Genomic DNA, 19,672 nt, shown 5'->3' on the forward strand with positions numbered 1-19,672 from the left:
CAAGGCGTTCGGGTCGCCGGACGGAGGCGACGCGCCGACACTGGATGGGAGCCGCCACATGGACGTGACGATCACGGGCCGGAACGTCGGGGTCACCGACCGTTTCCGCACCTACGTCGAACAGAAGTCCGAGAAGATCGACGTGCTCGCCGACCGCGCCCTCGCCTTCGAGGTGCGCATCAGCCGCCACCACGAGAAGTCGAGCGGCAGCCAGGGCGAGGACCGCGTGGAGCTCACGCTGATCGGACCGGGGCCGCTCGTACGGGCCGAGTCCGCGGCGTCGGACAAGTACGCCGCCTTCGACCTCGCCTTCGCGCGGATCATGGAACGCCTCCGTCGGGCGCGTGACCGCCGCAAGGTGCACCACGGCCGGCACCGCCCCACCTCGGTCGCCGAGGCCGCAGGCAGCGGCTTCGACGGCATGGGCGTCGTCCCGGCCGACGGCAAGCTCATCGAGGACGTCGCGACCGGTGCCGTCCCGGTCGTCGATCAAGAGGCCGCCGAGGACGAGAACGAGGTCTACAGCCCGGTCGTCATCCGGCACAAGGTCTTCGAGGCCGCCCCGATGACGGTCGACGACGCCCTGTACTACATGGAGCTCGTCGGGCACGACTTCTACCTGTTCCTCGACGCCGAGACCCGCCGTCCGAGTGTCGTCTACCGACGCAAGGGCTGGGACTACGGCGTGATCGGCATCGACGAGGTGCCCGCAGGCCAGGCGCCGGCCGCGGTCGACACCGACGCGGAGCGCGCAGCCGCGATCGCCTGATCCGACTCGGGGCCTCCGGCCCCCCACCGTGTGCGCGGTCCGTTCGCGGGCCGCGCACACCCGTGTCCGCGACAGCCGCGCCGCTCACAGCGCCGTGGGTTCGCGGGTTGATAGCATGACTGGTCGATCGGGCGTGCAGGTCGCGCGCGACGACCTCGTAAGGAGTTCACGTGGCAAACGTGCTGGAGAAGGTCCTCCGCATCGGCGAAGGACGAACCCTCCGCCGGCTGAAGGCGTACGCCTCGGCCATCAACGACCTCGAGGACGACTTCTCGAGCCTCACCGACGAGGAACTCCACGACGAGACCAAGGAGCTGCGCGAGCGGTACGCCAACGGCGAGACCCTCGACGACCTCCTGCCCGAGGCGTTCGCCGCCGTGCGTGAAGCCGCGAAGCGGACCCTGGGCATGCGGCACTTCGACGTGCAGCTCATGGGTGGCGCGGCACTGCACCTCGGCAACATCGCCGAGATGAAGACCGGTGAGGGCAAGACCCTCGTCGCGACGACCGCCGCCTACCTCAACGCGATCCCGTCGCGCGGTGTGCACGTCATCACGGTCAACGACTACCTGGCGTCGTACCAGTCCGAGATCATGGGCCGCGTCTTCCGCGCGCTGGGCATGACCACCGGCTGCATCATCGCGAACCAGACCCCGGCCGAGCGCCGCGAGCAGTACGCCGCCGACATCACGTACGGCACCAACAACGAGTTCGGCTTCGACTACCTGCGCGACAACATGGCGTGGCAGGCGTCCGACATGGTGCAGCGCGGTCACTTCTTCGCCGTCGTGGACGAGGTCGACTCGATCCTCATCGACGAGGCCCGCACGCCGCTCATCATCTCCGGTCCGTCCTCGGGCGAGGCCAACCGCTGGTTCACCGAGTTCGCCTCGATCGCCAAGCGCCTCACCCCGGGCGAGGACTACGAGGTCGACGAGAAGAAGCGCACCGTCGGTGTCCTCGAGCCCGGGATCGAGAAGGTCGAGGACTACCTCGGCATCGAGAACCTGTACGAGTCGGCGAACACCCCGCTCATCTCGTTCCTGAACAACTCCATCAAGGCCGTCGCCCTGTTCAAGAAGGACAAGGACTACGTCGTGATGAACGGCGAGGTGCTCATCGTCGACGAGCACACCGGCCGCATCCTGATGGGCCGCCGCTACAACGAGGGCATCCACCAGGCGATCGAGGCGAAGGAAGGTGTCGAGGTCAAGGCCGAGAACCAGACCCTCGCAACCGTCACGCTGCAGAACTACTTCCGCCTCTACCAGAAGCTCTCCGGCATGACCGGTACCGCCGAGACCGAGGCGGCCGAGTTCATGTCGACCTACAAGCTCGGCGTCGTGCCCATCCCGACGAACAAGCCGATGCAGCGCATCGACCAGACCGACCTCGTCTACAAGAACGAGAAGGCGAAGTTCGAGCAGGTCGCCGAGGACATCGCGGAGCGCCACGAGAAGGGCCAGCCCGTCCTCGTCGGCACCACGAGCGTCGAGAAGTCCGAGTACCTGTCGAAGCTCCTCGCCAAGCAGGGCGTCAAGCACGAGGTCCTCAACGCGAAGAACCACGCACGTGAAGCCGCGATCGTCGCCCAGGCCGGTCGCTTCGGCGCCGTGACCGTCGCGACGAACATGGCCGGTCGTGGTACCGACATCATGCTCGGTGGCAACGCGGAGTTCCTCGCCGTGCAGGAGATGCACGCCAAGGGCCTGTCGCCGACCGAGACCCCCGACGAGTACGAGGCCGAGTGGGACGACGTGTTCGCCCGCGTCAAGGCCGAGGTCGAGGAAGAGGGCGACAAGGTCCGCGCCGTCGGCGGCCTGTACGTGCTCGGCACCGAGCGCCACGAGTCGCGCCGCATCGACAACCAGCTGCGTGGTCGTTCCGGCCGCCAGGGTGACCCGGGCGAGAGCCGCTTCTACCTGTCGCTGACCGACGACCTGATGCGCCTGTTCAACTCCGGTGCCGCCGAGAGCCTCATGGGCCGCTCGAACGTGCCGGACGACCTGGCGATCGAGAACAAGCTCGTCGGCCGTGCGATCCGGTCCGCCCAGGCGCAGGTCGAGGGCCGCAACGCCGAGATCCGCAAGAACGTCCTGAAGTACGACGACGTCCTGAACCGCCAGCGCGAAGCGATCTACAGCGACCGCCGCCACATCCTCGAGGGCGACGACCTGCACGACCGCGCGCAGTCGTTCCTCAAGGCCGTCATCGACGACGTGATCGACAGCCACACCGGCGAAGGCTCCCCGGACGACTGGGACCTCGACGCCATGTGGACCGAGCTCGGCACGCTCTACCCGATCTCGATCTCCATCGACGAGGTCATCACCGAGGCCGGCTCGAAGGGCAAGGCGTCGCGTGACTTCCTGGCCCGCGAGATCCTCTCCGACGCCAAGCTGGCCTACCAGCAGCGCGAGGAACTCCTCGGCGACGAGGCGATGCGTGAGCTCGAGCGTCGCGTGGTGCTCTCGGTGATCGACCGCCGCTGGCGCGACCACCTGTACGAGATGGACTACCTCAAGGACGGCATCGGCCTCCGCGCGATGGCGCAGCGCGACCCGCTGGTCGAGTACCAGCGCGAGGGCTACGCCCTGTTCCAGACGATGATGGGGCAGATCCGCGAAGAGTCCGTGGGCTACCTCTTCAACCTCGAGGTCCAGGTGCAGTCCGACGGCGAGAACGCGGTGATCGAGGCCAAGGGTCTCGGCGAGGACGAGGTCTCCGGCCTCGAGTACTCGGCACCGTCGATCGACGGCGAGGTCGAGGTCCGCGACGAGAAGGGTCGCCTCGAGCAGGCCGCGACCGCTCGTGCGCAGCGCGCCCAGGCCGAGGCTGAGGCCGAAGCGGTCGCCGAGCCGGAGCAGGGCTCCGCGTTCGGCAACGCGGCCACCGCCTCCGGTCAGGCCGCGGCGAGCAACCGCGCCGAGCGTCGCCAGGCGGCCAAGAAGAACTAGCGACCGCGCGCGAGCGCATCGTGAGCAGGAATGGTCGGGTCCCACGTCGGGACCCGACCATTCCTGCTCACCGAGCGTGACCGCCGACGGACGGGAGGCCCGGTGCCAGCTGGCACCGGGCCTCCCGTCCGTCCTTACCCCGGCTACAGGACCCCGATCGCGGTCGCCTGCCACCGTCCGTGTCGCTCTTCGAGCCGCATGGCGACCGCTCGGGCGTGACTGCGCGCGTGCACGATCACCGTCGCCTCGGCGACGCCCGCCGCGGGGCGGCAGACCAGGACGCTGCCGACCCGGAGCACCGGGCGCCCGCGTGCCCGCCGACCGGAGCCCCGGGCGTGCGCGGCCACCGCGGCGCGCTGCTGCAGGTGGCGCTGCACGTCGTCGCTGATCCAGCGGGCGATGCTGTCGACCTCCCGCGCGCCGGTGAGCACCTCGGCGACGCAGAGCCCGAGCGCCCGTGCGGTCGTCGCCGGGTCCGGGGGACCGGTCACCGTGGCGGGCTCCGGCGCCGGTTCGACGATCCGCAGCGGCGGTGGGTGCGCCGTCGTCGTCTCGTGATCGATGCGGCGTGCCTGCTCTGCCACCCCTGCCCCTTCCGTCGTTGGAGCGAGCGTATGGGGCGTGCGACATACGAAATACACACCGGTCTACCCTGTGGAGAGGGCGACGTTCTCCACAAGGCAGCGGACCTAGACTGGCTGGGTGTCGACCCTCAGTGACCTCGTCCTCGCGCAAGGCCGTTCCTCGGAAGCAGACGTGGAGTGGCTCCACCTGCTCGTGGGGGACTGGCAGCTCCTCGCTGACCTGTCCTTCGCCGACATGGTGCTCTGGGTCCCGACCGCCGAGGACGGCTCGTTCGTGGCCGTCGCCCACGCCCGGCCGAGCTCCGCGGCGACGCTGTTCTACCGGGACATCGTCGGCCAGGAGATCCGCGAGGAGTGGCGCGGCCAGGTGACCGAGAGCTTCGCCGGGTCACGGGTCGTCGACTCCGCCGAGCCGGACTGGTACGAGGACACCCCGACCCGCGTCCGCGCGATCCCGGTGCTCCGCCGCCTGAGCCCGAAGAGCGCCGAGACCACCGAGCGGCCGATCGCCGTCGTCACCCGGCACTCCAACCAGGACGAGATGCGGACCCCGAGCCGTCAGGAACTCAACTTCACCGCGAGCGCGAACGACCTGTTCGGCATGATCGCCACCGGTGACTTCCCCGACCTCGGTGCACCGGCGGGCCCCCGTCGTGGTGCGCCCCGTGCCAGCGACGGCCTGCTGCGTCTCGACACCGCCGGCATCGTCACGTTCGCGAGCCCGAACGGCCTGAGCGCGTTCAACCGCATGGGCTTCGAGGGCGAGCTCGAGCGGAAGTCCCTCGCCGAGGTCACCACCGAGCTCATCGGCGCCCAGCTCGACGTCGACGAGTCCCTGCCGCTCGTCGTCACCGGTCGCGCACCGTGGCGGGCCGACATCGAGTCGAAGGGCGTCACGGTGTCGCTCCGCTCGATCCCGCTCCGCGACCACGGTGAGCGCATCGGTGCCATCGTGCTCTGCCGCGACGTGTCCGAGCTGCGGCACCAAGAGCGTGAGCTCATCACCAAGGACGCCACGATCCGCGAGATCCACCACCGCGTGAAGAACAACCTGCAGACGGTGGCGTCCCTGCTGCGGATCCAGGCGCGTCGCACGCACTCGGACGAAGCGCGGACCTCGCTGCAGAACGCCATGCGTCGCGTCGCCGCCATCGCCGTCGTGCACGACACCCTGTCGAGCGGCCTCAGCCAGACGGTGGACTTCGACGAGGTGTTCGACTCGGTGCTCAAGCTCGTGACCGAGGTCGCCGCGTCGCACAACACCACGGTGCACCCGAAGAAGACCGGCGAGTTCGGGGTGCTGCCGTCGGAGGCTGCGACGCCGCTCGCCCTCGGCCTCACCGAGCTCGTGACGAACGCCGTCGAGCACGGGCTGGACGGCCGTGACGGCGAGGTCGAGATCGTCGCCCGCCGCTTCGACGACCACCTGGAGATCGAGGTCCGCGACAACGGCGTGGGGCTCCCCGAGGGCAAGGTCGGCTCGGGCCTCGGCACGCAGATCGTCCGCACGCTCATCCAGGGCGAGCTCGGCGGCACCATCGACTGGCACACCCTGACCGGCAGCGGCACCGAGGTGACGATCACCATCCCGTTCCGCTGGCTGACCGCCCCCGCCGCCTGACGCCGCCCGGCGGTTCGAGATCGCAAAACACCGGTGTTCACCGGTCGAACACCCGCGTTCCGGTGTTCGATCCGTGAACACCGGTGTTTTGCAGAACCCGCCCCGCGCGCACGACGACGCCCGCCGCCCCCGAGGGGACGACGGGCGTCGTGGTGTCAGACGACCGGGGTCAGGACGCGCGGCGAGCGCGGGCGGCGCGACGCTTCAGCGCACGACGCTCGTCCTCGCTGAGACCACCCCAGACACCCGAGTCCTGGTTGTTCTCGAGTGCGTACTGCAGGCACATCTCGGTGACCGTGCAACGCGCACAGACCGACTTGGCCTTCTCGATCTGGTCGACGGCGGGCCCGGTGTTCCCGACGGGGAAGAAGAGCTCGGGGTCTGCGGTGAGGCAGGCAGCCTTGTCACGCCAGTCCATGTGTGGTGCTCCTTGATGTCGATGCTCGAACGGCAGGCCGGGGCCGTGGTTCGGGGGATCGGACCGCTGACCATGCATGCGGCATGGAGGGGACAACTGTGGGGAGGAGTCCGCAGGAAGCGTGTCTGACGCCCGCGAGACGCTCGGGGGAGGAGCGATGAACCACGGGAGACGCACACCACATCGTGCCGTCCAAACGACCTCCAATATCGTTCCATACTGGTAGGGCCAAATCAAGGGTTCCGATGCTGGAGGATCACTGTGCACGACGACACCCCGAACGACACCGAACCCTCCGCACCCGTCGCGCGCCGGTCGCCGGCGATGCTGGGGCTGCTCGCCGTGGTCGGCCTCGAGTTCCTCGCGCTGGTGGTCGTGACCGTCGTCCTGGTCGTCGAACTGGTCGTCGCCCCGGCCACGAGCATCGCCTCCGGCATCGCCCTCACGGTCCTCGTCGCCATCGCTGCGCTCTGGCTCGGTGCGCTGCTGAACGGCCTGTGGCAGGGCCGGGCGTGGGTGCGCTCCGGCATCATCGTCTGGCAGGTCCTGCAGGGCGCCATCGCGATCGGGGCGTTCCAGGGCGTCTTCCGGGTCGCCGCGGTCGGCTGGGTGCTGCTCGTCCCGGCCCTGCTCGGCATCACGCTGGTGCTGTCGCGGTCGGTGACGGCCGCGCTCGCGCGTCCGGCCGAGTAGACGGTCTGGTCCGCCACGCACTGGAGGCCCGGTGCCGGTTCTCGGAACCGGCACCGGGCCTCCAGTGCGTGGCCGGCCCTCAGACCAGGCCGAGCTTCTTCCGCAGGCTCGCCACGTGCCCGGTGGCCTTGACGTTGTAGAGCGGCAGCTGGACGGTGCCGTCCTCGTCGACCACGATCGTGGACCGGATCGTGCCGGTGACGATCTTGCCGTAGTTGTTCTTCTCGCCCCAGGCCGCGTAGGCCTTGTGCACGGCGAGGTCGGGGTCGCTCAGCAGCGGGAAGGTCAGCGCCTGCTCGTGCTGGAACGTCTTGAGCTTCGCCTGCTCGTCCTTCGAGACGCCGAGGACCTCGTAGCCGGCTGCCTGCAGGGAGGACATGTTGTCGCGGAAGTCGCAGGCCTCGGTGGTGCAGCCCGGGGTGGACGCCGCCGGGTAGAAGTACACGATGACCTTCTTGCCACGGAGGGCAGCGAGGGAGTGCTCGACGCCGTCCTGGTCGGGCAGCGTGAAGTCGGGGGCGGTGTCGCCGGGGACGAGACGGTCGGTCATGGTGCTCCTGTTCGCGTCGTGCGCCCGCGAGTGGTCGTGGGCGCGCGAAACCCATGCTATTGTTGATTCCCGTTGCGGCACGGAAGTCGGAACATGCACCTCTAGCTCAATTGGCAGAGCAACTGACTCTTAATCAGTGGGTTCTCGGTTCAAGTCCGAGGGGGTGCACCGCAGGACGAACGCCCCGGCTCATCGAGTCGGGGCGTTCGTGCGTTCGCGGCAGGTTCCTGCGCCGACGCGGAGACACGCCCGAGGTGTGCAGGAACTGCGAATTCAGTCGGCGCGGACGTCGACGATCCGCTCCTCGCCGATGACGGGTTCGAGCGAACCGGCCGACGCGGCGGCGAGGTCGGCCGTCAGGGCCCCGAGCGCCTCGTGGGGGACCCACACCTCGAAGGTCGCCGCCTGCCCGTAGTCGGTCGGGCCGAGCGTCGCGTGGTGGTGCCGGACCCAGTCGCGCAGCACGTTGTCGAGCCGCCCGGCGTCGGCGTGGTCGACGTCGAAGCGCACCTGCGTCAGGGCCTCGCGACGGACGAGGACCGCCGTGTCGAGCGCCTCGGACACCGAGGTCGAGTAGGCCCGGACCAGTCCGCCGGCACCGAGCTTGACCCCGCCGAAGTACCGCGTGACGACCGCGACGACGTCGGTCAGCCCGCGGCGTCGCAGGACCTCGAGCATCGGGACGCCCGCGGTGCCGGAGGGCTCCCCGTCGTCCGAGGAACGGGCCTGGTCGCCGAGCACGCCGGTGACCATCGCCGTGCAGTTGTGCCGGGCGTCCCAGTACCGACGGCGGACCTCGGCGATCACGCGGTCGGCGTCCTCGACCCCGGACACCGGCGCGACGGTCGTGATGAACCGCGACTTCGTGATCACGATCTCATGCTCGACCGGTGCCGCGACGGTGGCGGGGAAGCGGCGGGGCATGCCCACGAGGGTAGCGGCGCGCGTGCCGGGCACCCGCGCTAGCATGGCGTCCACGCGCCGGACCCACAGGTCGCGCGGACACGGCTGGGGAGGAGTCCGAGATGGACACGGGTGATCTGAAGGGCGGGGCGCTCGACGCCGCCGAGCTCGCGCGCCGCCTCAACCTGCTCCTCGACTTCGAGGAGTCGCAGCGTGGTGCTCCGGTGCCGTTCTCCTCGATCGAGGAGTACGTCGCGGCGCACGGCGGGTCGCTGTCGCGGGCGAAGTGGACCTACATGCTCTCCGGCGACGGCCGCCGCAACCGCGACACCGAGCTCCTGCGCCTGCTGGCCGGGTACTTCGAGGTCGACGAACGCTTCCTGCTCGAGGACAGCGAGGTGCCGGAACGGATCGGTGCCCAGCTCGCCCTCGTCCGGTCCCTGCGGTCCGCCCGCGTGAGCGGCTTCGCGGCCCGGACCTTCCCCGGTGAGCTCTCACCCGACGCGCTGCGGCGCATCGCCGAGGTGCTCGAGGAGGAATCGCAGCGGGGGAGCGTCGCATGACCGACGCCCTCGTCGAGGCGTTCTGGGCTCGTGGTGCAGCCGAGGGGTGGTCGGACGTCGACCAGGCCGTCGCCGCCGCCGCTGACGTCGTCGGCAAGCCGATCGTGGTGCGCGAGGAGTCGTTCCTGGCCGCCGAACCCGTGTGCGGCTTCGTGGCCACCCTCGAGCACGCGCACCTCGTGATGATCTCCCCGACGACCTCGCCGACGTTCCGGTCGTTCGTGATCGGGCACGAGCTCGGACACGTCCTGCACCGGCACCAGGAGCACGCCCCGCAGAGCGCCTACATCCGTGACGTCATCCCCGACCTGCCCGAGTACAAGGTCGAGCGGGCACTCGCCCGTGGGCTGTTCTCGAACACCTACGAGCACGAGGCCGAGGTCTTCGCCGACCGCCTGGCCACCGTGATCCGCCAGCACCGCGGCCGCCCGAGCGCCTTCCGCGGGGTCTTCGGGTGATCATCGCCGTCGTCCAGGCGGTGCTGCTCATCGTCGGGACGATCGTGCTGTTGGTCCTGCAACGCGGGCAGGACCGCACCCTGGCGTTCACGTTCCTGCTCTTCGCCGCCACCATCGTGACGAACGTCGACCCGCTGTACCGGTGGCTCGACCCGCTGCTCGGCGGGTTCAACGTCGTGACCGTCATCAGCGACTGCCTCATGGTGGCCGGCACGAGCACGCTGCTGTGGGGCGTGGCGAAGGCGGTCGGCGCGGCGCGGCCCTGGCTCCGGAACGCGGTCGTGGTGTCCTTCGCCGCGGTCGTCGTGGTGGTCGTCGTCGCGTTCACCGTGCTCGACAAGCCCGCGACCACGACGACCTTCATGCTCGACGCCGGCTCGCACCCGGCTGCCACCGTCTACTCGATCGCGCAGACCGTCTACCTCGGAGTGGCGCTCGGCGCGACGGGGTTCATCTGCGTGCTCCGGCTGCGCGAAGCCCGGACGACCACCGACCTGGTGGGGCTGTGGGTCCTGGTCCTCGGCGGGGTGCTCGGGGTCGTCCGCATGGTCGTGGTCGTCGTGATGGACGTCGCCCACGTCGCCGGCGACCTGGACGTCACGCACGCGCTCTCGCTGCCCTACGACGTCACCACGCCGGGAGCCGTGCTGTGCGTGGCGTCCGGCATGCTCCTGCTCGTCGTCGGGCACCGGATCTCCCGCCGCCGCCGTGCCCGCCGTGTGGACGATGCGCTCCGCCGCCTGGCACCGCTGCACGAACGGATCGGCGTGGACAACGCCTACCCGCCGACCGACGACCCCGCGACCCGGCTCAGCCGCCGCATCGTCGAGATCAACGACGGCGTCCGGGGTGCACGGGCGTCCCTGACCGACGCCGAGCGTGCCGCCCTCGCCGACGCCGAGGCCGCGCTCGACACCGTGTAGTCCCTCGACGCTGCCGAACAGGCCGTGTACAGTCTGTAGCAAGTGCTACAGATTCTGTGGCCTGCCGGGTCGGGACTCGGCCGCGTTGGGGGCGGCCGAGCACCACCCGCCCGGCATCGTCGTCGCCGACGTTCACTAGGATCGTCCCGTGCTCGTCTTCGCCGCAGTCGTCCTGTTCATCGGCGCCGTCTTCAACGTCGTCACCTGGCCGCGCTTCTTCCAGCGCGTCGCGAAGGACTCCCGTGCCCGCGACGCCGCAGGCAAGCCGACGACGTTCTACACGGTGCACCTCGTGCTCCTGCTCATCGCGCTCGCGATCGCCGTCGCGTCCGTGATCGCCGGGATCCTGCTGCTGGTCTGAGCCCGCCGGGTCGGCGCGGCGCTGGTCCGGACCACCGCCGGACGGGAGGCCCGTGGCGGCGCCGCCACGGGCCTCCCGTCCGCCCCGGGCACCGTCGCGAGCCGCGCTGGCGGGCCGCTTCAGCCCTGCTTCAGCGGGGCACGGCAGGATCGACCCCATGCGTGTGCTGGTGGTCGACGACGAGGTCCGGCTCGCCGACGGCGTGCGCCGCGGCCTCGAGGCCGAGGGGTGGGCGGTCGACGTCGCGAACGACGGCGTGGACGGTCTGTGGCACGCGCGTGAGTTCCGCTACGACGCGATCGTGCTCGACCTGATGATGCCCGGCCTGAGCGGCTGGGCCGTGTGCGCGCAGCTCCGCGCCGACGGCGACTGGACCCCCGTGCTCATGCTGACGGCCAAGGACGGCGAGTGGGACCAGGTCGAGGCGCTCGACGCGGGGGCCGACGACTACGTCACCAAGCCGTTCTCGCACCCGGTGCTCGTCGCACGGTTGCGGGCGCTCGTCCGACGGGGTGCCCGCGAGCGCCCCACCGTGCTGACGCTCGGCGACCTGGTGGTCGACCCCGCGGCGCGCACCGTGGTCCGCGGCGACACCCCTGTCGAGCTGACCAGCCGCGAGTTCGCCGTGCTCGAGTACCTCGCACGGCACCCGGGACAGGTCCGGTCGAAGCGCGACGTCATCGAGAACGTCTGGGACGTCGACTTCGAGGGCGACCCGAACATCGTCGAGGTGTACGTCGGGCACCTGCGCCGGAAGCTCGACCGACCGTTCGGGCGCACCGCGATCGAGACGGTCCGTGGCGCCGGGTACCGCTTGGCGGCGGACGGTGGCTGAGCGGCCGAAGCCCGGTGCGAGCGGAGCCGCACGAAGCAGGCCACGGCGCGCCCGGTCGGTCCGGGCCCGCACCACGCTCGGCGCCGGTGCCGTCGTCCTCGCGGCCCTGGTCATCGGTGCCGTCGCCTTCGTCGTCGTGCTGCGGCTCGTGCTGCTCGACGGCGTGCGGACCTCCGCCGAGGCGGGTCTCGAGCAGGTGTCCTCCCGGGTCGAGGCGGACGGTGCGGCTGCAGTGACCGGCTACGAGGACGTCCTGGTGCAGGTGATCGGCGACGGCGGGGTGGTCCTGGCGCACGGCGAGGACGCCGACGGGGACGCCCTCCCGACCACCGACGAGTCCCGGTGGACGCACGACGGCGAACGCTGGCTGCTCGTGGCGGACGACGTGGACCTGCCCGGCGGCGGTGAGGCGACGCTCGTCTACGGCGCCACGCTCGACCAGGCCGACACCGCGGTCCGCACCGCCGTCGTGCTCCTCGCCGTGGGGGTGCCCGTGCTGGTGCTCCTGCTGGTCGCGGTCACCTGGGCCGTCACCGGGCGCTCACTGCGGCCGGTGGAACGGATGCGCACCGAGGTCGAGACGATCCGGGCGGCCCGTCCCGACGCCCGGGTGGAGGTCCCGGACACCGGCGACGAGGTCGCCCGGCTCGCGAGCACCATGAACGCCATGCTCGACCGCCTCGAACGCTCCGCCGAGAGCCAGCGGCGCTTCGTGTCCGATGCCTCCCACGAACTCCGGTCGCCGATCGCGTCGATCCGGCAGCACGCCGAGGTCGCCGTCGCGCACCCGGAGCGGACCGAGGTGGCGGACCTCGCCGACGTCGTGCGGTCCGAGGCGGTGCGGCTGCAGGACCTGGTCACCGGGCTGCTCGAGCTCTCCCGCCTCGACGAGGGCGGGATCCGCACGCGGCGCCCCGTCGACCTGGACGACCTCGCGCTCGACGCGGTGGCCCGCGCGCGGGCACGGTCGACGGCGGGTGTCGTGCCCGAGCGGCACGGCGACGCCCCGGTGGTGCGGGTGGACGGCTCGGCGATCTCGGCAGCGCGGGTCCTCGGCGACGAGCGCGTGTTGGCTGGGGTGGTCCGGAACCTCGTCGACAACGCCGTCCGGCACGCGAGCACACGCGTCGCCGTGTCGCTCACCGAGCACGACGGGTCCGCGGTGCTCACGGTCGACGACGACGGCACCGGCGTCCCCGAGGACGAGCGCGAGCGCGTCTTCGAGCGGTTCGTCCGTCTCGACGAGGCCCGCAGCCGGGACGCCGGCGGCGCGGGGCTCGGCCTCGCCATCGTCCGCGACGCCGTACGGGCGCACGGCGGGGACACGACCGTGGTCACGTCCCCGCTCGGCGGCGCGCGGTTCGTCGTCCGCATCGCACTCGGCGGCTGAACAGGCGGCTTCAGGGCTGCTTCAGCACCCCGACGCGATGCTCGTCCACATGAACTTCCGTACCCAGCACCAGAAGCCCTCCGCCCGCCGCATCGCCGCGTTCGCCGCCCTGCCGATCGTCGCGGCGCTCGCACTCACCGGGTGCGCCAGCGACGACTCCGACGACGACACCGGCTCGGCCGGCTCCGGCTCGGTCGGTTCGTCGGCGACGGACTCGGCCGGCACCGGCACCGGCACCGGCTCGTCATCGTCCGGCTCGGCGTCCTCCGGCTCGAACAAGGCCCTGCTCGCCGCCGTCGCGACCGCACGCGGTGAGGTCGGCTCGGGCACCGTCATCTCGGTCGAGCAGGAGCAGGGCGCCTCTGCCTACGAGGTCCTCGTCGTGACGAAGGACGGCACCGAGCACGAGGTGCACACGAACGCCGACGGTTCCACGGTCGCCGGCACCCCGCAGACCGAGGCCGCCGACGCCGACGACAAGGCCGAGCACGAGCGCTTCGTCGCCGCCGCCGACCTGAGCGTCAAGCAGGCCGTCGACGCCTTCCAGGACCTGCACGCGGGGACCGTGACCGAGCTCGGGCTCGACGACCACGTCGGCACGGTCGTCTGGGAGGGCGACGTGCTCGACTCGTCCGGCACCAAGCACAGCGTGCGCATCGACGCCGGCTCCGGTGACGTCGTCACCGACCGCGTCGACACCGACGACTGAGCCGGGCACCCGGGCACCCGGGCACCCGGCCAACGGGGCAGCGGGCCCCGGCCCGGGCCCGGGCCCGGCACCGGCGTCCTCAGGACTCCAGCGGCGGGCCGAGCACCTTCCGGATCGCCAGCGCAGCGAGCTGCTCGTCCGTGGTGTCGAGCAGCACCCGGTAGGTGTCCTGTCCGGCGAGGAACTCCACGCAGACGGCGTCCTCGTCGCACGGTCCGAGGCGCCACCCCTGCACCGCGTCCATCGGCACCACGGTGCGGGTCTCGCGCTGGTAGTCGGTCTCGGCCTCGAGACGATCCGCGAACACCCGGAGGCGTCCGTAGGCACCTCGCCAGCTGAGCTGCAGGTCGAGGGTGGGAGAAGGAGAGCGGTCCGGCACCCGCTGATGGTAGCGACGGGTGCCGGACCGCTCGTGTTCGGCGCTGGGGCCTTGCGTTCCGGGGACAAGCGGAGCGCTAGCTCCCGTCGCCGTCGCGTCGCACCGAGGCGGCGGGGTCGCGGACGCCGATCGGGTAGGGGCCGGTGACGCCCTCGCGCAGGGCGGCGATGCGCAGGATGCGGTCACGCTGCAGGAACCAGCCGACGACGAGCAGCGGGATGATGATGACGAGGGACGCGATGGTGTACGTGCCGACGGGGTAGTCGATCGCCATCAGGACGATGACCGAGGCGAGGAACGCCAGGGTCAGCCAGGCGGTGACCGGAGCACCGGGCAGCTTGAACGAGGGTTCCTTCGCGAGCCCTTGCTTGGCCCACTGGCGCAGCCGCATCTGGCACAGGATGATCGTGCCCCACGCGGTGATGATGCCGAGGCTGGCGATGTTCAGGGCGATCTCGAACGCCTGCTTCGGGACGAAGTAGTTCAGCACGACGCCCGCGACGGTGAAGGCCGCCGTGAGCAGGATGCCGGCGTAGGGGACGCCGCCCTTCGACATCTTCGTGGTCCACTTCGGCGCCGAACCGTTCATGCCCATCGAGTGGAGCGCGCGTCCGGTGGAGTACAGGCCGGCGTTCAGTGACGACAGGGCGGCGGTGAGCACGACGAAGTTCATGATGCCGCCGACGATCGCGCCGACGTGCGGGTTGCCGAGCGACGAGAAGAACGTCACGAAGGGGCTCTCGCCCTCCTTGTAGGCCGTGTACGGCAGCAGCAGGGAGAGCAGGACGATCGACCCGACGTAGAAGACCGCGATGCGGAAGACGACGGAGTTGATCGCGCGCGGGATGACCTTCTCGGCGTTCTGCGTCTCACCCGATGCCGTGCCGACGAGCTCGATCGCGGCGTAGGCGAAGACGACACCCTGGATCACGATGACCGCGGGGAGCAGCCCGTTCGGGAACAGCCCGCCGTTGTCGCCCCAGATCGTGAAGCCGGTCCGGACGGCCTCGCCACCGGCCTCGACGGGGAACGCGAAGACGAGCCAGATGATCGCGACGACGAGGAACGCCACGAGCGCGGCGACCTTGATCAGGGCGAACCAGAACTCGAGCTCGCCGAACACCTTCACGGCGACCATGTTCGCCGCGAGGACGACGATCAGGGCGATCAGCGCCAGCAGCCACTGCGGCGCCGCGGTGAAGGCCGACCAGTACTGCAGGTAGATCGCGACCGCGGTGGTGTCCACGATCGAGGTCATCGCCCAGTTCAGGAAGTACATCCAGCCGGCGGCGTACGCGAACTTCTCGCCGTAGAACTCGCGGGCGTACGAGATGAACGACCCCGAGGACGGGCGGTGCAGCACCAGCTCGCCCAGGGCCCGCAGGATGAAGAAGGCGAAGATCCCGGCGACCAGGTAGGTCAGCGCGAGCGCGGGGCCCGCGGTGTGCAGGCGTCCACCGGCACCGAGGAAGAGGCCGGTGCCGATCGCGCCGCCGATCGCGATCATCTGCAGTTGCCGGGGCTTCAGACCGTGCTGGTAGCCCTCCTGCTCGTGCGAGAAGTCGTTCGCCGGCGCTCGGTTGCCACCCGTGTCGTTCTGCGCTGTCATGCGAGAGAACCTACATGCGCACCGGACCGGGGCGTCACGCAAAACCCGGTTCGGTCGAACCGCAGCGACTGAACGTCCGCACAGCCGACGGCGGCCCGAACCTGAACGACGGCCGTCGTCCGTTGCTTGCATGGAGGGATGGACATCCTCCTCCGACTCCTCGTCGCGATCGGGTTCGCCCTGCTCGTCACCGCCGTCGTCGCCCTCGTCCTGCACCTGGTCCTCCGGGCGATCGCGCGCCGGGAACGCTGGGCCGGCGTGCTCTCGCGACGGACGAAGCACCCCTTCCGCACCGTGCTGCTGGTCGTCCTGCTCTGGATCGCGTTCACGTCGAGCATCCCGCGGAACCCCGACGCCTACCCGTGGCGCGACGAGGTCGCGCACGCCTTCCTGATCGTCACGATCGCGACCGGTTGCTGGCTCGCGTGCCAGGTCGCGATCTTCCTCGAGGACCTCGGGCTCCACCGCTTCCGCATCGACGTGCCCGACAACCGGCAGGCGCGTCGCATCCGCACCCAGGTGCTCATCATCCGGCGGCTCACCGTCGCCGTGCTCGTCATCATCGCGGTCGGCGCGATCCTGCTGACCTTCGACGGGGTCGAGGCCGCGGGCGCGAGCGTGCTCGCCAGCGCCGGCCTCATCTCCGTGGTCGCGGGCCTCGCCGCGCAGTCCACGCTCGGCAACGTGTTCGCCGGCATGCAGCTGGCGTTCTCCGGGTCGATCCGCGTCGACGACGTCGTCGTGGTCGAGCAGCAGTGGGGACGGATCGAGGAGATCACGCTGACCTACGTCGTCGTGCACCTGTGGGACGACCGTCGGTTCGTGCTGCCGTCGACGTACTTCACGAGCACGCCGTTCGAGAACTGGACCCGGACCGGCAGCGAACTGCTCGGTGCCGTCGAGTTCGACCTCGACTGGCGGGTGAGCCCGGCCGACATGCGGGCGGAGCTCGACCGGATCCTCGACACCTCGACGATCTGGGACCGCCGGGTCAAGGTGCTCCAGGTCACGGACGCCGTCGGGGGACTGGTCCGGGTCCGCATCCTCGTGACGGCACCCGACGCCGGAGGCCTGTTCGACCTCCGCTGCTACGTCCGCGAGGAGATGGTCGAGTGGATCCAGCGCACCCACCCGGACGCCCTGCCGGTCCAGCGGGTGCAGCTCACCGAGCCGGGTGCGGCGGCACCGCGCCGCCGCGGACGCCCGGCAGAGGGGGACTCGCAGCTGTTCGGTGACGACGAGCGCGGCGCGCTCTTCACCGGACCGATCCAGACGTCCGGCATCCCGGAGTCCGAGCGTTGACCCGGTGACGTGACCGCGTGCCGTGCACGGGACGGACGACGGACGGGAGGCCCGGTGCCAGCTGGCACCGGGCCTCCCGTCCGTCAGTCCGGTCGCGTCCGCGACCCCCTGCCGCGTCTCGAGCTACTGGCGCGCCTTGACCGCGCGGTCGTCCTCGACGACCGTGCCGATCGCCACGATCGTCGTGGCGAGCCACGCGACCCAGGTCAGCGCGAGCCGCCAGTCACGCGGTCCCTGGCGGGTGGTCTGCAGCACGCTGTAGCCGCTGATGAGCGAACTCCACACCGCACCGTTGAACATGAACTTGCGCACAGAGGCCTCCTGTCGTCGTGCTGACAACGCTACCGGCCCGTACATTGGAGCGCCGCCGGTCACCCTGCCGCGGTGTCTGCCGGAGGAGTGTTCGTGCGTCAAGCGGTCATCGGAGCGGCCCTGCTCGTGGTCGGCGCGGTCTGCGTCGTGTTCGGGCTGCTGCCCCTCGACGACCTCGCCGTCCTCGCCGACCGGGTCCTGCCGGTCCTCGGGTTCGTGCTCGGGCTGACCGTCGTCGCCGAGCTCGCCGCGGACGCCGGGGTGTTCGACCGCCTCGCCGACGTCGCCGCCCGGGTCGGTGGCGGGCGCACCATCGGCCTCTGGGGCGCGGTCGTCGTGCTCGCCGTGCTCTGCACCGTCTTCCTGTCGATCGACACCACCGCGGTGCTCCTCACCCCCATCGTCATCTCGCTCGCACGGCGCGTGGGGCTGCCCCCGATGCCGTTCGCCCTGACCACGGTCTGGCTCGCGAACACGGCCTCGATGCTGCTGCCGGTGTCGAACCTGACGAACCTGCTCGCCGTCGACCGGATGGGGCTCGGCGGTCCGCTGCCGTTCGCCGGGCTGATGGCCTGGCCCGCGGTCGCCGGGGTGGTCGTGCCGTGCGTCGTCCTGCTCGTGGTGTTCCGCGGCAAGCTGTTCGGCCGCTACTCGCCGGTGTCCGTCCGCACGCCGAAGGACCCGGTGTTCTTCTGGGCGGCCTCCGCCGTGCTCGTCGCGCTCGTCGTCGCCCTGACGGCCGGGGTGACCGTGTGGATCGCCGCGGTCCTGGCCGCCGTGGTGCTCGTCGTGGTCGCGGCGTTCCGGTCACCGTCCGAACTCCGGGTGTCCCGCGTGCCGTGGTCGACCCTGCTGTTCGCCGCCGGGCTCTTCGTGGTGGTCGAGGCGCTGCACACGACGGGCATCACCGACCCGATCGTGCACGCGCTGCAGGGCGGCACCGGGACCGGCCCGCTGCTGCTGCTCGGCGGTGCGGGCGCGGTCGCCGCGAACGGCATCGACAACCTGCCGGCGTACCTGGTGCTCGAACCGGCCGCCGGGCACGAGGCCGTCCGGTACGCGGCGCTGCTCATCGGCGTCAACGCCGGCTGCCTCATCACGCCGTGGGCCTCACTCGCGACGCTGCTGTGGCACGCACGGCTGTCGGCCGAGGGCGTGCACCTGTCCTGGGGCCGGTACATGGCGCTCGGGTGCGTCGTCGCGCCGCTCACCGTCCTCGCCGGGGTCCTGGCGCTCGCGCTCTGACGCCGGCAGAGCCCGGTGCCGAGGCGGTGCCGGTGCCGGTGCCGTGCGCGGTCAGAGCCAGTCGCGGGTCTTGAAGACGCGGTAGAGCACGAGCGACGACGCGGTGATGATCGCGAGCGAGGCCCAGAGACCACTCCAGGCGCCCTCGCCCGGGAACTCCACGTTCTGCCCGAAGAAGCTCGTCACACCGGTCGGGATCGCGATGATCGCCGCCCAGCTCGTGACCTTCTTCATGACGGTGTTCTGCCGGTTCGACGCCAGGTTCAGAGTCGTGTCGAGCACGCTCGACACGGCGTCACGGAGCTGTTCGACGGAGTCGGCGATCGAGACCAGGTGGTCCTCGACGTCGCGGAAGTACGGCCGGATGCCGTTCGAGATCGTCTCCGCGTCACCGTGCAGCAACGAGGCGACGCTGTCCCGCGTCGGGACGACCAGCCGCCGGAGCACCCCGAGGGTCTTGCGGAGCCGGAACGACCGCCGCTGGATCTGCTGCTCGCGGGGGTCTCCCGGTTCGAACAGGTCGTCCTCGAGCGCATCGATCTGCCGCTCGAGGTCCTCGACGGTGTCGGTGGCACGGTCGACGACCGCGTCGAGCAGCGCCCAGACGAGCCAGGGCACGCCGTGTTCGGCGATGTCGGAGTTCGCCGTGAGCCGGTGTTCCATCGGGGTGGTGTCGACGTCGGACCCGTGGATGGTGACGAGCGCCCGTTCGGTGACGAAGGCCTTGACCTCGTGCGTGATCAGGTCACCCTCGTCGTCCGTGCCGCCCACGTCGTAGACGACCAGGAACAGGCTGTCCCGGTACCGGTCGAGCTTCGGCCGCTGTCCGTGCTCGACGGCGTCCTCGACCGCGAGTGCGTGGATGCCGAGCTCCTCCTCGATCTGCTCGAGGTCGGCCGACGTCGGGTCGGTGTAGTCGATCCAGACGAAGGTGTCCGGATCGGCGACGAGGTCGGAGATCCGGTCGACGGGGAAGTCCCGCTCGACCGTGTCGCCCTTGCACCACGCCCGTGTCCTGACCATGCTCGTCAGCCTACTGAGACGGCCGACCCGGGAGATCCGGGTCGGCCGTCGTGGTGCTGCGGAGCCGC

At 70.7% G+C, this 19,672-nt stretch carries 21 protein-coding genes and 1 tRNA gene; 14 read left to right on the top strand and 8 right to left on the bottom strand.

Translation table 11 applies throughout. The annotated features are described in order from the left end of the window. The first annotated feature begins 58 nt into the window (after nt 1–58). Entirely contained in the window at nt 59–769 is a 711-nt protein-coding gene (gene hpf, locus DEJ06_RS15445; protein ID WP_071405776.1) for a ribosome hibernation-promoting factor, HPF/YfiA family, read from the top strand. Between the two features lie 170 nt (nt 770–939). Continuing rightward, nucleotides 940–3,726, top strand: a complete 2,787-nt coding sequence (gene secA / locus DEJ06_RS15450) for a preprotein translocase subunit SecA (protein ID WP_110865380.1) — start codon at nt 940–942, stop codon at nt 3,724–3,726. 143 nt (nt 3,727–3,869) lie between these two features. On the opposite strand, the gene DEJ06_RS15455 is transcribed toward secA, so the two are convergent. Continuing rightward, a complete protein-coding gene (locus DEJ06_RS15455) occupies nt 3,870–4,310 on the bottom strand; it encodes an Rv3235 family protein (protein WP_111039901.1) in 441 nt (146 codons plus the stop codon). Nucleotides 4,311–4,428: 118 nt separating this feature from the next. Between DEJ06_RS15455 and DEJ06_RS15460 the strand changes: the two genes are divergently transcribed. Further along, nucleotides 4,429–5,931 (top strand): sensor histidine kinase, encoded by a 1,503-nt coding sequence (locus tag DEJ06_RS15460; RefSeq protein ID WP_111039902.1) that lies wholly within the window; start codon nt 4,429–4,431, stop codon nt 5,929–5,931. A 169-nt stretch (nt 5,932–6,100) separates the two neighbouring features. On the opposite strand, the gene DEJ06_RS15465 is transcribed toward DEJ06_RS15460, so the two are convergent. Further along, a complete protein-coding gene (locus DEJ06_RS15465; protein ID WP_017888820.1) occupies nt 6,101–6,349 on the bottom strand; it encodes a WhiB family transcriptional regulator in 249 nt (82 codons plus the stop codon). Between the two features lie 261 nt (nt 6,350–6,610). Here DEJ06_RS15465 and DEJ06_RS15470 point away from each other — a divergent pair, with 261 nt between their 5' ends. Beyond that, nucleotides 6,611–7,042 (top strand): hypothetical protein, encoded by a 432-nt coding sequence (locus tag DEJ06_RS15470; protein ID WP_084741237.1) that lies wholly within the window; start codon nt 6,611–6,613, stop codon nt 7,040–7,042. Between the two features lie 79 nt (nt 7,043–7,121). Here DEJ06_RS15470 and bcp read toward each other — a convergent pair whose 3' ends face one another. Further along, a complete protein-coding gene (bcp, locus tag DEJ06_RS15475) occupies nt 7,122–7,592 on the bottom strand; it encodes a thioredoxin-dependent thiol peroxidase (RefSeq protein ID WP_027466512.1) in 471 nt (156 codons plus the stop codon). Between the two features lie 95 nt (nt 7,593–7,687). Between bcp and DEJ06_RS15480 the strand changes: the two genes are divergently transcribed. Further along, nucleotides 7,688–7,760 (top strand) — tRNA-Lys (locus DEJ06_RS15480). Nucleotides 7,761–7,865: 105 nt separating this feature from the next. Here DEJ06_RS15480 and DEJ06_RS15485 read toward each other — a convergent pair. Beyond that, nucleotides 7,866–8,516, bottom strand: coding sequence for a YigZ family protein (locus tag DEJ06_RS15485; RefSeq protein WP_375537729.1), 651 nt, complete (start codon nt 8,514–8,516; stop codon nt 7,866–7,868). A 101-nt stretch (nt 8,517–8,617) separates the two neighbouring features. On the opposite strand from DEJ06_RS15485, the gene DEJ06_RS15490 reads away from it, so the two are divergent. From DEJ06_RS15490 to DEJ06_RS15520, 7 genes are all read left to right on the top strand, one after another. Further along, nucleotides 8,618–9,058, top strand: coding sequence for a hypothetical protein (locus tag DEJ06_RS15490; RefSeq protein ID WP_051596928.1), 441 nt, complete (start codon nt 8,618–8,620; stop codon nt 9,056–9,058). Next, entirely contained in the window at nt 9,055–9,516 is a 462-nt protein-coding gene (locus DEJ06_RS15495; protein WP_111024367.1) for an ImmA/IrrE family metallo-endopeptidase, read from the top strand. Before DEJ06_RS15490 ends, DEJ06_RS15495 begins: the two co-directional genes overlap by 4 nt. Next, nucleotides 9,513–10,439, top strand: a complete 927-nt coding sequence (locus DEJ06_RS15500; protein WP_111039903.1) for a hypothetical protein — start codon at nt 9,513–9,515, stop codon at nt 10,437–10,439. The genes DEJ06_RS15495 and DEJ06_RS15500 overlap by 4 nt, the downstream gene beginning before the upstream one ends. Nucleotides 10,440–10,587: 148 nt before the next feature. Further along, on the top strand, nt 10,588–10,800 hold the full coding sequence (locus DEJ06_RS15505) for an SCO4848 family membrane protein (protein ID WP_027466517.1): 213 nt from the start codon (nt 10,588–10,590) through the stop codon (nt 10,798–10,800). Between the two features lie 157 nt (nt 10,801–10,957). After that, nucleotides 10,958–11,635, top strand: coding sequence for a response regulator transcription factor (locus tag DEJ06_RS15510; protein WP_111039904.1), 678 nt, complete (start codon nt 10,958–10,960; stop codon nt 11,633–11,635). Then, nucleotides 11,628–13,025 carry a cell wall metabolism sensor histidine kinase WalK gene (locus DEJ06_RS15515; RefSeq protein WP_111039905.1) on the top strand — a complete coding sequence of 466 codons (1,398 nt, stop codon included), beginning with the start codon at nt 11,628–11,630 and terminating at the stop codon, nt 13,023–13,025. Before DEJ06_RS15510 ends, DEJ06_RS15515 begins: the two co-directional genes overlap by 8 nt. Before the next feature lie 49 nt (nt 13,026–13,074). After that, nucleotides 13,075–13,734, top strand: a complete 660-nt coding sequence (locus DEJ06_RS15520) for a PepSY domain-containing protein (protein WP_146245543.1) — start codon at nt 13,075–13,077, stop codon at nt 13,732–13,734. A 79-nt stretch (nt 13,735–13,813) separates the two neighbouring features. Here DEJ06_RS15520 and DEJ06_RS15525 read toward each other — a convergent pair whose 3' ends face one another. Further along, nucleotides 13,814–14,113 carry a hypothetical protein gene (locus tag DEJ06_RS15525; protein WP_146245099.1) on the bottom strand — a complete coding sequence of 100 codons (300 nt, stop codon included), beginning with the start codon at nt 14,111–14,113 and terminating at the stop codon, nt 13,814–13,816. 76 nt (nt 14,114–14,189) lie between these two features. Next, on the bottom strand, nt 14,190–15,722 hold the full coding sequence (locus tag DEJ06_RS15530; protein ID WP_111039906.1) for an amino acid permease: 1,533 nt from the start codon (nt 15,720–15,722) through the stop codon (nt 14,190–14,192). A gap of 138 nt (nt 15,723–15,860) precedes the next feature. On the opposite strand from DEJ06_RS15530, the gene DEJ06_RS15535 reads away from it, so the two are divergent. Next, a complete protein-coding gene (locus DEJ06_RS15535) occupies nt 15,861–17,024 on the top strand; it encodes a mechanosensitive ion channel family protein (RefSeq protein WP_111039907.1) in 1,164 nt (387 codons plus the stop codon). 123 nt (nt 17,025–17,147) lie between these two features. Here the strand turns inward: DEJ06_RS15535 and DEJ06_RS15540 are convergent, their stop codons facing one another. After that, nucleotides 17,148–17,336 (bottom strand): hypothetical protein, encoded by a 189-nt coding sequence (locus tag DEJ06_RS15540; RefSeq protein WP_027466522.1) that lies wholly within the window; start codon nt 17,334–17,336, stop codon nt 17,148–17,150. 93 nt (nt 17,337–17,429) lie between these two features. Here DEJ06_RS15540 and DEJ06_RS15545 point away from each other — a divergent pair, with 93 nt between their 5' ends. Next, nucleotides 17,430–18,581, top strand: a complete 1,152-nt coding sequence (locus DEJ06_RS15545; protein ID WP_111039914.1) for an SLC13 family permease — start codon at nt 17,430–17,432, stop codon at nt 18,579–18,581. A gap of 51 nt (nt 18,582–18,632) precedes the next feature. On the opposite strand, the gene DEJ06_RS15550 is transcribed toward DEJ06_RS15545, so the two are convergent. After that, complete coding sequence (locus DEJ06_RS15550; protein WP_071246402.1) at nt 18,633–19,604, bottom strand: magnesium transporter CorA family protein; 972 nt, start codon at nt 19,602–19,604, stop codon at nt 18,633–18,635. Between the last annotated feature and the right edge of the window lie 68 nt (nt 19,605–19,672).

Origin of the sequence: Curtobacterium sp. MCLR17_051 (assembly GCF_003234395.1) — a bacterium.
GTDB lineage: Bacteria > Actinomycetota > Actinomycetes > Actinomycetales > Microbacteriaceae > Curtobacterium > Curtobacterium flaccumfaciens.